The following is a 14,712-nucleotide window of genomic DNA, read 5'->3' as shown; positions in this document are numbered from 1 at the left end:
ATGCCGGACCCGCCGCCGCGGGCCGGTAACCTGCGGGCGTGGACTTCTCCCTGCTGCGACGTGCCCCCGACGTCGAAGGCCCCGGTCTCGTCGCAGCCGATGCCGCCGACCGGTTGATCCTGGACGAGGCGGCCGATCTGCTCGCGGCCGCACCGGACGGCACGGTGGCGGTGATCGACGACGCCTACGGCGCCCTCGCACTCGGCGCGGTCGACGCGGGGGCGACCGACGTCCGCAGTCATCAGGACCTGATCACCGGCGAACGCGCTCTGCAGCGCAACGCCGAGGCGATGGGTGCGGGTGCGGACATCCGCAGTCTGCCCTCTGTCGCCGACGCCGTCGCCGACGCCCGGGTGGTGCTGGTACGACTGCCCCGCGGCCTCGACCGGCTCGCCGAGGTGGCTGCGCTGATCGCCGCCCACGCCGACGCGGACGTGACCTTGGTGGCCGGCGGCCGGATCAAGCACATGTCGGTCGCGATGAACGACGTGCTCGGCGAGTTCTTCGATCGCGTCGACGTCAGCCACGCCCGGCAGAAGTCGCGAGTTCTGTTCGCCCGCCGACCGCGCGCCCGGCTCGCCGACGAACGAGCCCGTTCGTGGCCGCAGACCCGGCGGGACGGCGACCTCGGTCTCACCGTCGCGGCCCACGGCGGCGTGTTCGCCGGAGCCCGCGTGGACGTCGGCACTCGATTCCTGCTCTCGGTACTCGACGGCGCACGACCCGATGCGGCCACCGCGGTGGACCTCGCCTGCGGCAACGGCGTGGTCGGCGCCGCGCTCGCGCGGTCGCGGCCCGGACTCACCGTTCTCGCGACCGATCGGTCGGCCGCCGCGGTGGCGAGCGCACGAGCGACGGCCGAAGCGAACGGCCTCGCCGACCGCGTCCTCGCGGTTCAGGCCGACGGTCTGGAGACGACCCCGGACGGGACCGAGGAATTCGTGGTGCTGAATCCGCCGTTCCACAGCGACGCCGCTCTCTCGACGGGTATCGCCCACCACCTCTTCGCGGAGGCCGCCCGCGCCCTGCGGTCCGGTGGCGAACTGTGGTGCGTGTGGAACTCGCACCTGCGCTACCGCCGGTCACTCGAACGGATCGTCGGCCCCACCAGGCAGATCGCGCGGAATCCGAAGTTCACCGTCACCGCGTCGGTAGCGCGCTGACCCGCCCGATTCAGCGCGGAAGGATTCCGTCGAGCACGATCGACAGGTACTGGTCGGCGATCTGCTCGACGGTCTTGGCACCCCCCGGCCGGTACCAGCGCACCGCCACCCAGACCGTGTCGCGGATGAACCGATAGACGAGTTCGACGTCGAGGTCTTCGCGGAAGTCACCTTCCTCGACGCCGCGCCGCAGGACCGCCGCCCACAGGGCGCGGAACTCCACATTCCGTTCGGCGATGTAGTCGAACCGCTCCTGCCCGATCAGTTGCCGGGATTCGTTCTGGTAGATCGCCACGGCGGTGTGCTGGGAGTCGATGGCCTCGAAGGACACGATCACGAGCCGACGGATAGTATCTGTCGCGGACAGCCCGGCTTCGGTGATCTCCCGATAGCGTGCGAACAACGCGTCGAGGAAGCTCCGGAGCAACTCGTCGACGATCGACTCCTTGGAGTCGAAATGGTGGTACAGGCTGCCGGACAGGATGCCTGCGGCGTCGGCGATGTCACGGACCGTCGTCGAGCGGAGCCCGCGTTCGGCGAAGAGCTGACCGGCGATCCCGAGCAGTTCGTCGCGGCGGGTGGGTCCGGTCGTGGATGTCTTCGACGCCAACGTGCCTCCTCGTACGACTTCCCCCACCCTAGCAAGTGCTTGTTTGGCTGGGGAACGTCGCCGGGATACGGCCGCGCGCGAACACGTTGCGCGCGCGGCCGCCGGCTCAGCGCTTCTTGTTCGACTTCTTGATCGCGCGACGGTTGAGGAACCGCCACACCTTCATCTGCATCGCGGTCATCCGCGCGTCCCGCTTGGTGAACGGCGGAGTCATGACCTCGGCGAAGGAGATCGGCAGCGACGACACGGTGACGGCGCGGGCATGACTGAACGTGTTGAACCCGAACTCACCGTGGTAGTTGCCCATGCCCGACCGTCCGACGCCGCCGAAGGGCAGGCCCTGCGAGAGCATGTGCAGTCCGAAGTCGTTGCCGGAGATGGAACCGCTGCGGGTGTTGTCGGCGACCGTCCGCAGATTCGCGTTGTCGTCCCCGGCCCAGTAAAGGGTCAGCGGGTGACCCGCCGAGTTGATCTTGTCGATCGCCTCCGACAGTTCGCGGTACGGGTAGACAGTCAAGACCGGGCCGAAGACCTCGTCGTCCTCGATCTTCATTCCGGGCTTCACTCCGGTCAGCAGAGTCGGCGGAATCTTGCGCTCCTGCGCGTTCGGCAGTTCCTCGCCGGCGGGCACCACCTGCCGCTTGGTGGCGCCGAGGCTGACCGCGTCGTCGATGAGGCCGACGATCCGCTGGTAGTTCTTCTCGTTGATGGTGGAGGTGTAGTCGCCGTTCCCGACGATCGTCGGGAAGTTCGCCGTCCACCGCGCGATCACCTTGTCGGTGAACTCGCCCACCTTGTCCTCGGGTACGAAGACGTAATCGGGACACAGGCACACCTGGCCGCCGTTGATCATGCGGGCGTCGGCCAGGAAGTGCGCCGCCTTGGTGATGTCGGTGCCGCGGTCGACGATCGCCGGATTCTTGCCGCCGAGTTCCAGAGTCACCGGCACGAGGTTCTTCGCGGCCTCCTGCGCCACCGACGAACCGACCTCCGGCGAACCGGTGAAGAACATGTGGTCGACCTTCAGCTTCGCGAAGTCCGAACCGCCGCCGTGCTTGCTGGTGATGACCGCGAGCTCCTCGATCGAGAAGTAGTCGGGGGCCACCCGGGCGATGACGTCGGTGGTCTTCGCGGTGATCGACGACGGCCTCATGAGGACACGGTTGCCCGCGGCGAACGCGGACGCGGCGGGCACGATCGTCAGCTGCAGCGGGAAGTTCCACGGCCCCATGATCGCGACGACACCCAGCGGGTCGCGGCGCAGCCGCTGGGTGAATCCGACCATTCCGGCCACTTTCGCCACGTTGGTCTCACGCATCCACTTCTCGGCACTGCGGCGCTGGTGCGCGAGGTCGATCATGCAGCCGGCCACGTCGGCCGCGATCGAGAGATCTGCGGGCCGGGACCCGAAGTCCTCGGTCAGGGCGGCGGTGATCTCGTCGGCGTGGTCGAGCAGCAACTGGCCCAGGCGATTGATCCGGTCGATGCGCGTCTTCGCATCCGGAATGCCGTCGCGCAGGAATGCGGCCTTCTGGATGTCGACCAGTTCTTCCATGGTGTGCGCCTCGGACGACACCTTGTCTCCCGCACGCACTGCCACATCTGCCGGCTTGGTCATACCACTCTCCACTCGTGAGTCACTGACGTTCTGTGAGACAAATTCTCGTAGTCATCCCAAGTGTAGCCACCGGGTGGCGCGAATCACAGGGCGGGCGGTACGGCGCCGGTCAGCGACTGTCGCGCCGGGTGAGTGGTCGCCGTGCGCCGTCTCGGCTCAGCCGAGGCGCTCGATGATGGTGACATTGGCGGTACCGCCGCCCTCGCACATGGTCTGCAGTCCGAATCGGCCGCCGGTGCGCTCCAACTCGTTCAGCATGGTGGCGAACAGTTTGGCTCCGGTCGCGCCGAGCGGATGCCCCAGCGCGATCCCGCCGCCGTTCGGATTCACCCGAGCCGGATCGGCTCCGGTCTCCTTGAGCCACGAGAGGACGACGGGCGCGAAGGCCTCGTTGATCTCGACGACGTCGATGTCGTCGATGCTCATTCCGGTCTTCTTCAGCGCGTACTCGGTGGCCGGAATCGGCGCCGAGAGCATCATCACCGGATCGTCGCCGCGCACCGACATGTGGTGGATGCGCGCGCGGGCCGTGAGACCGTACTGCTTCAACGCCTGCTCGGACACCACGAGAGTGGCCGACGCTCCGTCGCAGATCTGCGACGCGACGGCCGCGGTGAGCTGCGACCCCTCGGCCAGGACGTCGAGCGAGGCCATCTTCTCCAGGGAGGTCTCGCGCGGGCACTCGTCGACCACGCAGTCGCCCAGCGGCACGTACTCGTTGTCGAAGCGACCCTCGGCGATGGCCGTCTTGGCGCGCTGATGGCTCGCGAGCGCGAACTCCTCCATCTCCCGCCTGCTGATGTCCCACTTCTTGGCGATCATGTCGGCTCCGACGAACTGACTGATCTCCTGATCGCCGAAGCGCTGCGTCCAGCCCTTCGACTCGGCCGTGGGAGTGGTGAAGCCGAACGGCTGACCGGCGATCATCGCCTGGCTGATCGGGATCGCGCTCATGTTCTGCACACCGCCGGCGATGACGACGTCCTGCGTCCCGCTCATCACGCCCTGTGCGGCGAAGTGGATGGCCTGCTGGCTCGAGCCGCACTGGCGGTCGACGGTGGTGCCGGGGACTCCCAGCGGCAGTCCGGCCGCGAGCCATGCGGTACGTGCGATGTTGCCGGCCTGCGGACCGATGGTGTCGACACAGCCGAAGACCACGTCATCGACCACCTCGGGGTCGATGCCGGTGCGGTCGACGATCGCCTTGATGACATGTGCGCCCATGTCGGCGGGGTGGACGGCGGCGAGTGAGCCGTTGCGCTTGCCGACGGGAGTGCGGACCGCGTCGACGATGTAAGCGGAAGTGGTCATGGGAGAGCTCCTAGAGAATCACGGGGTCGGGTCAGGCACGCTGGCTGGAGACGGACACGATCTCACCGGTCATGTACGTGGTGTAGTCGCTCGCGAGCATCGCGATCACCGACGCGATCTCCCAGACCTCGGCGGCGCGGCCGTAGGCCTCCCGCGCGGCGAGTTCATCGAGGAGATCGTCGCTGGTGACCTTCGCCAGGAAGGGATGCTTGGCGATCGAGGGCGAGACCGCATTGACGCGGACTCCGTAGTCGGCGGCCTCGACGGCCGAACAGCGGGTCAGCGCCATCACGCCGGCCTTGGCCGCGGCGTAGTGGGCCTGGCCGCGCTGCGCCCGCCAGCCGAGGACTGAGGCGTTGTTCACGATCACCCCGCCCCGAGGCGACCGGGACTGCGCCGCGTCGTTCTGCGCCGCGTCGCGGAAATAGCGCAGTGCGGCGCGCGTGGCGCGGAACGTGCTGTTCAGCGTGATGTCGAGGACGCGGTCCCACTGCTCGTCGGTCATGTCGGCGACGGGTGTCTCGCCGCCGAGGCCGGCGTTGTTGACCAGGACGTCGATGCGGCCCAACTGCTCGGCGGCATCGGCGACCAGCGCATCCACCTGTTCGGTGCTCGAGACGTCGCAGACGAAGGAGGCCACCTGCTGGTCGGGGAACTCGGCCGACAGCTTCTCCACCGTCTCGCCGAGGCGGCGCTCATGGAAGTCGGAGACGAGGACGTCGGCGCCTTCGAGCAGGACCCGACGTGCGGTCGAGAACCCGATACCGGTGCCGGCGGCCGCGGTGACGATCACCTTTCTGCCCGTCAGCAGGCCGTGGCCGCCGACCTCCTCGGGCGCGGTCGCCAGCGGCGAGACGGGTCGGGTGTCACTCATGCGCGTGCCTCTCGGGGAAGGCCGAGCACTCGCTCGGCGATGATGTTGCGCTGCACTTCGTTCGAGCCGCCGTAGATCGTGTCGGCGCGGGTGAAGAGCAGAAGTCGTTGCCACTCGTCGAGTTCGACGTTCTCGGGGTCGGTGATGTCGTTCGCGCGACCCTCGGTGGTGGCGGGCGGACCGATCAACGAGGGCGCACCGACCACCGCGACCGCGAGCTCGCCGAGGTCGCGATGCCAGTTGCCCCAGAGCAGCTTGGTCACCGACGCCGCGCCGGCCTCCGACACGATGTCGCCGGCGAGCGTGCGCCGCGCATTGGCCTCCATCACGGTGAGGCCGACCTTGGCCCGGCGCAGCCGTTCGGCGACGGCCGGATCGTCGATCGACCCGTTGGCCCGGGCGACGGCGACGATGTCGTCGAGTTCCCTCCGGAAGCCGACCTGCTGACCCAGTGTGGAGACGCCGCGCTCGAACTGCAGCAGTCCCATCGCGACCTTCCATCCGTCGCCGGGTTCGCCGACGATCAGGTCGGCGCTGGTGCGCGCGTCGTCGAAGAACACCTCGTTGAACTCGGAGGTGCCGGTGATCTGCTGGATCGGCCGGATGGTGACGCCCGGTTGATCGAGCGGGACGAGCAGAAAGCTCAGTCCCTGGTGTCGCGTCGAGCCCTTCTCCGTGCGGGCGATCACGAACGCCCACTGCGACAGATGCGCCAGCGAGGTCCAGATCTTCTGGCCGTTGACCACCCACTCGCCGGACGCGTCGTCGAGAACCGCGGTGGTCGCGACCCCGGCGAGGTCGCTGCCCGCGCCCGGTTCCGAGTAGCCCTGCGCCCACAGTTCGGTCACGTCGACGATGCCGGGCAGGAAGCGCGCCTGCTGGGCCGGTGTGCCGTACTCGATGAGCGTCGGGCCGAGGAGTTCCTCGCCGAGATGGTTCACCCGCGCCGGAGCGTTGGCACGCGCATACTCCTGGTGGAAGATGATGCGCTGCTCGATGGTCGCGCCGCGGCCGCCGTGGCGCACCGGCCAGCCGAGGCACGTCCAGCCCGCCGCTGCGAGATGGCGATCCCACTCCAGCCGCTCGGCGAAGAACTCGTGTTCGCTTCCGGGGCCGCCGCGACCGCGGAGCTCGGCGAAGTCGCCGACGAGATTGGCTTCGAGCCAGTCCCGAACCGCTGCCGCGAAGACTTCCGCGGCGTTCGGCGTCGCCGCTGCCCATTCGCCCAGATCGACGCTGCGATCGGCGAGATTGATCGTCGTCATGACCGCTAGCTTAACCTACCAAGCATTTGCTAGGTTTTGGATATGCTCCCGAATCCGCTCACCACTCCCGCCGCCCTGCATCGCGCCGAGAGGCAGTGGCCCGACGGCGTCGCGATCGTCGACGACCAGTGGGGCGAGCGCGTCTCGCTGACCTGGCCGCAGTTCGCCGACCGCGTCCGGCGGTTCGCGGCGGGCCTCATCGGACTCGGCGTCGAACACGGCGACCGGGTCGCGGTATGGGCGCCCAACAGTCACCACTGGCCGATCGCCGCGCTCGGAATTCAGTACGCCGGCGCCGTTCTGGTCCCGCTGAACACTCGCTACACCACAAGCGAGGCCGGTGACATCATCGACCGTTCCGGCGCGAGCGTCGTCGTCGTCTCCGGTGAGTTCGCCGGCATCGACCGCCTCGGCGAAGTGCTGTCGTCGTCGATCCCCGAAGGCCGCACCGTGATCTCGATCCCGCTCGGCGACGCTGCCGAGAGTCCGGGCGCGGTGCCGTGGGAGTCGCTGCTGGAGTCCGCGACCGACGACCTCGTCCGACAGGCCCGGGCAAGGGCTGAGGCCGTGCGGGAGGACGACCTCTCCGACATCCTGTTCACCTCCGGAACCACCGGGGCCCCGAAGGGCGTGATGGCTGAGCACCGCCAGACGCTGCACGGATCACATGCCTGGGGCGACAACGGCGGCCTCCGCGACACCGACCGCTACCTGATGGTGAACCCGTACTTCCACACCTTCGGCTACAAGGCGGGGATTCTGCCGTCGATCCTGTTCGGCGCCACGATGTTCCCCCTGGCCGTCTACTCGCCGAGCGCCTCCATGGAGTCAGTCGCACGCGAGCGGATCACGGTGTTCCCCGGCGCCCCGACCATCTTCCAGACGATTCTCGACGACCCGGCTCGCGCGGACTTCGACCTCTCGAGCCTGCGGCTCATCGTGACCGGTGCGACCATCGTTCCCGTGGTGCTGGTGGAGCGACTGCAGTCCGACCTCGGCGTCGACACCGTCATCACCGCGTACGGCCAGACCGAGACGAGCGGATTCATCACCACCTGCCGCCCGGACGACGACGCGCAGACCGTCGCCGAGACCTGCGGCCGCGCCTTCTCGGGCATGGAGGTGACACTGTCGGAGCAGGGCGAGGTGCTCACCCGCGGACTCATGGTGATGCGCGGCTACCTCGACAACCCCGAGGCCACGGCGGAGACCATCGACGCCGACGGCTGGCTGCACACCGGCGACATCGGCACCCTCGACGACCGCGGCAATCTCACCATCACCGACCGCCTCAAGGACATGTACATCTGCGGCGGTTTCAACGTGTACCCCGCGGAGGTTGAACAACTGCTCTCACGGTTCCCCGACGTCACCGAGGCCGCCGTCATCGGTGTCCCCGACGAGCGCCTCGGCGAGGTCGGCAAGGCCTTCCTGACCGTCCGCCCCGGAGCGTCGGTCGAGCCCGAGGCGGTGATCGCCTTCGCTCGCGAGCACCTCGCGAACTTCAAGGTCCCGCGCGTCATCGAGATCGTCGACGCATTCCCCCGCAACGCCGCGGGCAAGATCCTCAAGCGCGAGATGCACTGACCGCTCGCAGCGCGGCCGGTCAGCCGCGCTGCGAGCGCGAGAACTCCGTCTCGCACATCGAGACGCCGAAGTCGTGCATCCCGAGGACGGCGACGCCCATCGCGATCAGTGTCACCACACCGACGATCACCCACGTCCGCGTGCGCTGCGACAGCGAGACCGCAGCCAGGGACCCCACCACGACGACGGCGAGATAGGCCGTCCACGCGATCCACGCCCCGCGCGCCGCGGCATCGGTATGCGAATCCTGCAGAGCCGGCAGACAGCGATCGACCCCGTCGTCCATCAGGATCAGGCCGCCCACCGACGCGATGGCTCCGACCACTGATCCGAACAACGCGGCGATACCGGTCCGAATCCAGACATTCTGCACATGACAACTGTGCCACATCCAAAACCGGTCAACCGGTACGTTTCCATCTTCGGCGAGTGATCACCCCTCACGGCGCAGGACGAAGCGCTGGATCTTTCCGCTCGGCGTCTTGGGGAGCGCGTCGACGAAGTGCACCGTCCGCGGATACGCATGCTTGGAGTACTCGTCGCGGACCAGGTTCTTGAGCTCGGTCGCGAGAGCGTCGCCCGCGGCGTAGCCCTCCGAGAGCACGACGAAGGCCTCGACCACTTCACCGCGGATCCCCTCCGGATCCGGCCGGCCCACCACCGCGACCTCGTTCACCGCGGGATGGCCCGCGAGGACGCTCTCGACGTCGAAGGGGCCGATCCGGTAGCCGGCGGCCAGGATCACGTCGTCGTCGCGCGACGTGAAAGAGAAGTAGCCCTCGTCGTCGACCTTGCCGGTGTCGGCGGTCAGGTACCACTTGCCGTCGGCGGTGAATCGTTCGGCGGTCTTCTCGGGAGCCGCGTCGTAGCCGGAGAACCACAGCAGCGGGCTGGCCTGCACGTCGAGCGCGATCTGCCCTTCGGCGATGCCGCCGGTGAAGCCCGGCATCGCCTGCCCCATCGAGCCCGGCTTGAGCGGCTCGGCCAGTTCCGGATGCCAGTGGTTGCCGATCACCATGCCGAGCTCGGTCTGCCCGTAGTGGTCGCGCACCTCGCAGCCGAGGTTCTCGACTCCCCACGACACGATGTCGGGCGTCAGCGGCTCCCCCGCCGACGACGCCCGTCGCAGGACGATCCCGTCGAGGTCGGCACTCGCACGCATCGCGCGATAGATGGTCGGCGCCGCCGCGAAGTTGGTGACGCCGAACTCGCGGATGACGGCGACGGTCGACTCAGGGGTGAAGCCCTGGTTCAGCAGCAGGCTCGTCCGGCCCGCCACCATGGGCGCCAGCAGCGCGTAGTAGAGGCCGTACGCCCACCCCGGATCGGCGGCGTTCCAGAACACATCGTCGGCGTTCACGTCGAGCGAGTAGTGCAGATACGTCTGGAACGCCGCGAGGCTGAAGAGCGGAACCGGGACACCCTTGGGCTTGCCCGTGGTGCCGGAGGTGTACAACTGCGCCAGCGTGGCGTCGCCGCCGATGGCGACCGACTCGGCCAACGGCTCGGCCGAGACCGATTCGGCGACCAGCTCGTCGACGTCGAGGACCGTCACCGCATCGATCGGATCCACCTTGTCGCGCTGCGAGGCGTCCGTGATCACGAACTGGGCGCCCGAGCCCTCGGTCCGCAGTTCGATGGCCCCGGTCGCGAAGGCGGTGAACAGCGGCACGTGCACTGCGCCGAGCCGCCACAGCCCGAGCAGCGTCACCACCAGCGCACGACGTTTGCCGAGTAGCACCGGCACCCGATCTCCGCGCCGCACGCCCCGCCCGGCCAGCACGGTCGCCATCGCGCGAGACTCGTGGGCGAGCTGGGCCCAGGTCATCGACTCGAAGGTCAGGTCCGGCTCGACGAGCGTGAACGCGACACCCTCCGGATCGTGCCTGTCGCAGAGCAAGTGGGCCGCACTCGCGTCCGGCGCCCGGTACTCCTCGAGCCAGGCCCGGGTCTGCTGCTCTGCATTCATACGACTCTCCACTCGTGTCGACGGCATGATTTGGGACAATCATTCTTGTGACCCGTGACACCGACAACCCTCCGAAGAGGGGTGCGCCCCACGACGAGCTGGCTCGGCAGCTCCGGCGCCCGCTCGAGCGGCTCCGCCGGCACACCGGCGCCAGTCTCGCCTTCGCCGGCCGCGTGGTGCCCGACGCCGCCTCGGGCGACGGGCACGCCGTCGAGCTCAGCTACTTCGACGGCGACGTGGTCGGTCCGCTCCGGGGAGTCCAGCTCGACTACGGTCACGGTCTCGGCGGACGGGTCCTGACGAGGCGCCGGGCCACCGCTGTGCACGACTACGTCCAGTCGCCGCTGATCACGCACACCTATGACGCGATCATCCGCGCCGAACAGCTGTATTCGATGGTCGCCGCACCGATCATCGTGGGCCGCAAGCACATCGGAGTCCTGTATGCGGCGCGTCGGAGCCGGCACGATCAGCTCGACGCCACACTCGACGTCGTCACCGACGAGGCCCGCGCCGTCGAGCAACAACTCACCGTGGCCGAGGTGCTCGGGGCGATCCGCACGGACGACGAGGAGCGTGAGCTGACCGCGTGGCGGAGCCGCGTGCAGGCCTCGTACACCGAACTGCGGACCCTCGCGGCCGACATCGGCGACGCCTCGGTGCGCGCACGGATGCTGGAGATCGCCGCGCAGTTGGCGGGCGAGGCGCCCGCAGAGGAACTGCCCGTCCGTCTCACCGCCCGCGAACAGGACGTGCTCAGTCTCCTCGGCGCGGGGCTCACCAATCCGGCGATCGCCGCGCGGCTCGGCATCGGACTGCACACGGTCAAGGGCCACGTGAAGTCGCTGCTGGTGAAGCTCGACGCGAACTCCCGCTTCGAAGCGGTCGTCAACGCCCGTCGAATCCGTCTCCTCCCCTGACTGCGCCGTGTGAGTGAAATCGCAGTTCACCGCGACTGAAGCGTCATTCGTTCGACCGACCGACGGGCTAACGGTTCGCCGATCCCTCGTGACATTCCGGGTAGCGGTCGACATACACCGACACACGCAGGACGACACCGCGGCCCGGCCGCTGCCGCTGCACCTGCGAGAGGAGTGGTCATGATGCGAAATCCCATTCGCAGCACGACACGGATCGCCGCGGCGGTCGCCATCGCCGCATCCGTAGCGGTCGGAGCCGGAGCGGTCAGCGCCGGTGAGGCCGCGGCCGACGGCTTCCCGAACGGACCGTACTGCAACGGCCCGGCGAAGGTGCTCGCGGAATCGGCATGGTCGCAGGTCGCGATCTGCCCGGTTCAGGGACCCACCGGCTGGGAGTACAGCGGGAAGGGCAAGGTCACCGGGAACACCATCGACCTGTGGGGAGCCACCCAGAACGGCTACGGCTTCCACGCCTACAACAACGGCTACACCTACCACGTGCACCGCGACCGGTTGCTGATCACCGGCCCGAACGGAGGTGTGGTCTCCAACGAACCGTGGATCAGCTACATGGAGCGCTGACCGCGTGCGTCGGTCGCCGGCCGGTCGGGACGCGATCCCGGCGGCCGGTGACTGCCGCTACTGAATCGGCTTGACGAGCGGGAACAGCACCGTCTCGCGGATTCCGAGGCCGGTCAGCGCCATCAGCAGCCGGTCGATGCCCATGCCGGTGCCCGCAGTGGGCGGCATGCCGTGCTCCATCGCGGCCAGGAACTCCTCGTCGAGGACCATGGCCTCATCGTCGCCGGCCGCGGCCAGCCGCGCCTGGTCGACGAAGCGTTCACGCTGAATCACCGGGTCGACGAGTTCGGAGTAGCCGGTCGCCAGCTCGAAGCCGCGCACGTACAGGTCCCACTTCTCGACCACGCCGGGGACCGTGCGGTGCGAGCGCACCAGCGGCGAGGTCTCCACCGGGAAGTCGCGGACGAAGACCGGCTCGTCGAGCTGAGAGCCCACCAGGTGCTCCCAGAGCTCCTCCACCAGCTTGCCGTGTCCGTAGCCCTTGTCCTTCGGCACCTCGAGCCCGACCCGGTCGGCGATAGCCAGCAGTTCCTCGACGGAGGTCTGGGCGGGGACGATCTCCTCGCCGAGGGCCTCCGACAGCGACGGGTACATCGACAGCGAGGTCCACTCGCCGGAGAGGTCGTACGTGCTGCCGTCGGGCATGGTCGGCGTCAGGGTGCCGAGCGCGCCCATCGCCACCGACTGGACGAGTTCGCGGGTCATCACGGCGGCGTCGTCGTAGGTGCCGTAGGCCTGGTAGGTCTCCAGCATCGCGAACTCCGGCGAGTGCGTGGAATCGGCGCCCTCGTTGCGGAAGTTGCGGTTCACCTCGAAGACGCGTTCGATGCCGCCGACCACGCAGCGCTTGAGGAACAGTTCCGGCGCGATACGCAGGTACAGATCCATGTCGAAGGCGTTGGAGTGGGTCACGAAGGGGCGTGCCGCCGCTCCGCCGTGCAGCGTCTGCAGCATCGGCGTCTCGACCTCGAGGAAGCCGCGGTCGGTCAGGAACTTGCGGAGCTGCGCCATCACCTCGATCCGGGTGCGCGCGATGGCCCGCGCCTCGGGACGGACGATGAGGTCGACGTACCGCTGGCGGACGCGCGACTCCTCGTTCATCTCCTTGTGCGCCACCGGCAGCGGTCGGAGCGCCTTCGACGCCATCTCCCACGAGTCGGCCATGATCGACAGCTCGCCGGTGCGGGAACTGATCACCTCGCCGTGGACGAAGACGATGTCGCCGAGGTCGGTGTCGGCTTTCCACCGCGCGAGCGACTCCTCGCCGACGCCGTTGAAGCTCACCATCGCCTGCAACTGCGTGCCGTCGCCCTCCTGCAGGGTCGCGAAACAGAGCTTGCCCTTGTTGCGGAGGAAGATGATGCGGCCGGCGACGCCCACCTCGACCCCTGTCTCGGTGCCGGCTTCCAAATCCGGGTACTCCGCACGGATCTCGGCGAGGCTGTGCGTGCGCGCGACGGCGACCGGATACGCCTGCCGCCCCTCGTCGAGGATGCGCTCACGCTTCTCCTGACGGACCCGCACCTGCTCGGGGGTCTGGTCGGCGGCTGCGGTCTTGGTGGTCGGCGCGCTGGAAACCTGGTCACTCACGCACCCAAGGTTAAGCGGCCCACCAGGGGCAAGACCAATCAGCGGGTCATTGCGGCGTATCGAACAGTCCGAGCACGTCAGCGCCGACGGAACCGTTGATCCCGCGCTCGCGCAGCGCGGCGTGCCCGCCGACCACGAACCGTGCGCCGAGGACGCCGCGCGCCTGCAGATGCCATGCCAGCATCTCGGCGTCGTATCCGTCGTCGCTCACCAGCACCCACCGCGCGTCGACGGTGGCCGTGCGCAGGCGATCGGGCGAGTCCGGGGAGAGCAGATCGAGGGCGTCGTCCACGTCGAGCGCCATCGCGCCCACGAGTGCGCCGGCGGCCGATCGTGCGACGGCGCTGCGAAGGTCGACGGCCACGGCGCCGTCGGCGAGCGTCGCGAGGTACTCCTCGGCCTGCAGGGACAGCGGAGCGTCGGTGTACGAGGTGGTGACGGGTGCAGAGAATGCGAGAGTCATGGAGAGGTGATCCTGTGATCGAACGAGCGGGGGTTGGCGAAATCGGCCGACCGCGTAAGCGCGGTGTCAGCCTCGACAACACTCCTGACAGCTCTTGATCACGACGACGAGTTTGCCACAGCTTCGCGCCGTTGACCAGACTCGGCGCAGTCGTGAGTTAAATTCGCTGCCTGCGCTTATGCCGTATTGCGTTACCTGAATCGGGTAATCGAATACGGCACAGGCTCACTCGAGCCGACAGTCGGCGGAACAGCGGACCACGGTTCCCGGCCAGCCGCGCGCGGCGAGAATCGCGCCGATGCCGGCCGCGGTGCGGCAGGGGCGGTCGACCGTCTGCCCCCATCCGAGCCGGATGGTCCGCTTGCGGCCATAGGCGATCGCGTCCAGGTCGCGCTCGAGGTCGCGGAACCCGCGTCGTCCGACGCCGGTCGGCGTCTGCCGCACCGACGCCGGCAGTCCGTGGGCCCGTTCCACATCGCGTAGATAGCAGTGTTCGAGCACCGAGCACGTGCCGTCGCGGACGTCGAAGAGCACACGCTCGAGGAAATCCCGCCGCTCGTCCGCTGCCTGCTCGCCAGCGCCGCGAGGAGTCGGTTCGCGCCCGGCCGGCCACATCGAGTACCGCGTGCTCGGGCCGCGCACGCGGCGGGTGCGTGTGCATCAGCGCCCGCTCCGCCAGGTGACGGCTGTAGTGGACCACCACGCCCGGCCGACTCGACAGCCGTTGTCGGGCATCCACGACGACATGGATCGGACCCGA

General features: G+C 68.5%; 14 protein-coding genes. 4 read left to right on the top strand and 10 right to left on the bottom strand.

Annotation, left to right across the window (positions count from 1 at the left end; genetic code table 11):
• Positions 1-38: 38 nt before the first annotated feature.
• Positions 39-1,163, top strand: coding sequence for a class I SAM-dependent methyltransferase (locus tag ACE11G_RS02660; protein WP_006896207.1), 1,125 nt, complete (start codon positions 39-41; stop codon positions 1,161-1,163).
• A gap of 10 nt (positions 1,164-1,173) precedes the next feature.
• Here the strand turns inward: ACE11G_RS02660 and ACE11G_RS02655 are convergent, their stop codons facing one another.
• The 5 genes from ACE11G_RS02655 to ACE11G_RS02635 form a co-directional block, all read right to left on the bottom strand.
• On the bottom strand, positions 1,174-1,773 hold the full coding sequence (locus tag ACE11G_RS02655; RefSeq protein WP_006896206.1) for a TetR/AcrR family transcriptional regulator: 600 nt from the start codon (positions 1,771-1,773) through the stop codon (positions 1,174-1,176).
• A gap of 106 nt (positions 1,774-1,879) precedes the next feature.
• Positions 1,880-3,391, bottom strand: a complete 1,512-nt coding sequence (locus tag ACE11G_RS02650) for an aldehyde dehydrogenase family protein (protein WP_006896205.1) — start codon at positions 3,389-3,391, stop codon at positions 1,880-1,882.
• Between the two features lie 156 nt (positions 3,392-3,547).
• Complete coding sequence (locus ACE11G_RS02645) at positions 3,548-4,702, bottom strand: acetyl-CoA C-acetyltransferase (protein ID WP_006896204.1); 1,155 nt, start codon at positions 4,700-4,702, stop codon at positions 3,548-3,550.
• A 31-nt stretch (positions 4,703-4,733) separates the two neighbouring features.
• Positions 4,734-5,576, bottom strand: coding sequence for an SDR family oxidoreductase (locus ACE11G_RS02640; protein WP_222111778.1), 843 nt, complete (start codon positions 5,574-5,576; stop codon positions 4,734-4,736).
• Positions 5,573-6,841 (bottom strand): acyl-CoA dehydrogenase family protein, encoded by a 1,269-nt coding sequence (locus ACE11G_RS02635; RefSeq protein ID WP_375003583.1) that lies wholly within the window; start codon positions 6,839-6,841, stop codon positions 5,573-5,575. Before ACE11G_RS02635 ends, ACE11G_RS02640 begins: the two co-directional genes overlap by 4 nt.
• Positions 6,842-6,883: 42 nt before the next feature.
• On the opposite strand from ACE11G_RS02635, the gene ACE11G_RS02630 reads away from it, so the two are divergent.
• Complete coding sequence (locus ACE11G_RS02630; RefSeq protein WP_375003581.1) at positions 6,884-8,428, top strand: FadD3 family acyl-CoA ligase; 1,545 nt, start codon at positions 6,884-6,886, stop codon at positions 8,426-8,428.
• A 19-nt stretch (positions 8,429-8,447) separates the two neighbouring features.
• On the opposite strand, the gene ACE11G_RS02625 is transcribed toward ACE11G_RS02630, so the two are convergent.
• Positions 8,448-8,801, bottom strand: coding sequence for a hypothetical protein (locus ACE11G_RS02625; protein ID WP_231650100.1), 354 nt, complete (start codon positions 8,799-8,801; stop codon positions 8,448-8,450).
• Between the two features lie 60 nt (positions 8,802-8,861).
• The gene (locus tag ACE11G_RS02620; protein WP_006896199.1) at positions 8,862-10,397 is read right to left on the bottom strand and encodes an AMP-binding protein; all 1,536 of its coding nucleotides are present in this window, start codon (positions 10,395-10,397) and stop codon (positions 8,862-8,864) included.
• Between the two features lie 47 nt (positions 10,398-10,444).
• On the opposite strand from ACE11G_RS02620, the gene ACE11G_RS02615 reads away from it, so the two are divergent.
• Both ACE11G_RS02615 and ACE11G_RS02610 read left to right on the top strand, forming a co-directional pair.
• Positions 10,445-11,317, top strand: a complete 873-nt coding sequence (locus ACE11G_RS02615) for a LuxR C-terminal-related transcriptional regulator (protein ID WP_006896198.1) — start codon at positions 10,445-10,447, stop codon at positions 11,315-11,317.
• A 183-nt stretch (positions 11,318-11,500) separates the two neighbouring features.
• Positions 11,501-11,899 (top strand): hypothetical protein, encoded by a 399-nt coding sequence (locus ACE11G_RS02610; protein WP_101841655.1) that lies wholly within the window; start codon positions 11,501-11,503, stop codon positions 11,897-11,899.
• 57 nt (positions 11,900-11,956) lie between these two features.
• Here the strand turns inward: ACE11G_RS02610 and lysS are convergent, their stop codons facing one another.
• From lysS to ACE11G_RS02595, 3 genes are all read right to left on the bottom strand, one after another.
• Positions 11,957-13,489: a lysine--tRNA ligase gene (lysS, locus tag ACE11G_RS02605; RefSeq protein WP_006896196.1), complete on the bottom strand. Its 1,533-nt coding sequence runs from the start codon at positions 13,487-13,489 to the stop codon at positions 11,957-11,959.
• Positions 13,490-13,535: 46 nt separating this feature from the next.
• Positions 13,536-13,952 carry a rhodanese-like domain-containing protein gene (locus ACE11G_RS02600; protein ID WP_375003577.1) on the bottom strand — a complete coding sequence of 139 codons (417 nt, stop codon included), beginning with the start codon at positions 13,950-13,952 and terminating at the stop codon, positions 13,536-13,538.
• Between the two features lie 225 nt (positions 13,953-14,177).
• Positions 14,178-14,594 (bottom strand): hypothetical protein, encoded by a 417-nt coding sequence (locus ACE11G_RS02595; protein ID WP_375003575.1) that lies wholly within the window; start codon positions 14,592-14,594, stop codon positions 14,178-14,180.
• Positions 14,595-14,712 lie beyond the last annotated feature (118 nt).

Source organism: Gordonia sp. PS3 (assembly GCF_041950545.1).
GTDB lineage: Bacteria > Actinomycetota > Actinomycetes > Mycobacteriales > Mycobacteriaceae > Gordonia > Gordonia sihwensis.
This window is presented reverse-complemented; position numbering and strand designations above follow the sequence as displayed.

What these genes read in the sequence shown, in the direction of transcription:
- ACE11G_RS02630 (WP_375003581.1), top strand. Translation starts at nt 6,884, where the DNA reads ATGCTCCCGAATCCGCTCACCACTCCCGCCGCCCTGCATCGCGCCGAG.
- ACE11G_RS02650 (WP_006896205.1), bottom strand. Translation starts at nt 3,391, where the DNA reads ATGACCAAGCCGGCAGATGTGGCAGTGCGTGCGGGAGACAAGGTGTCG.
- ACE11G_RS02620 (WP_006896199.1), bottom strand. Translation starts at nt 10,397, where the DNA reads ATGAATGCAGAGCAGCAGACCCGGGCCTGGCTCGAGGAGTACCGGGCG.
- ACE11G_RS02640 (WP_222111778.1), bottom strand. Translation starts at nt 5,576, where the DNA reads ATGAGTGACACCCGACCCGTCTCGCCGCTGGCGACCGCGCCCGAGGAG.
- ACE11G_RS02610 (WP_101841655.1), top strand. Translation starts at nt 11,501, where the DNA reads ATGCGAAATCCCATTCGCAGCACGACACGGATCGCCGCGGCGGTCGCC.
- ACE11G_RS02645 (WP_006896204.1), bottom strand. Translation starts at nt 4,702, where the DNA reads ATGACCACTTCCGCTTACATCGTCGACGCGGTCCGCACTCCCGTCGGC.
- ACE11G_RS02635 (WP_375003583.1), bottom strand. Translation starts at nt 6,841, where the DNA reads ATGACGACGATCAATCTCGCCGATCGCAGCGTCGATCTGGGCGAATGG.
- ACE11G_RS02600 (WP_375003577.1), bottom strand. Translation starts at nt 13,952, where the DNA reads ATGACTCTCGCATTCTCTGCACCCGTCACCACCTCGTACACCGACGCT.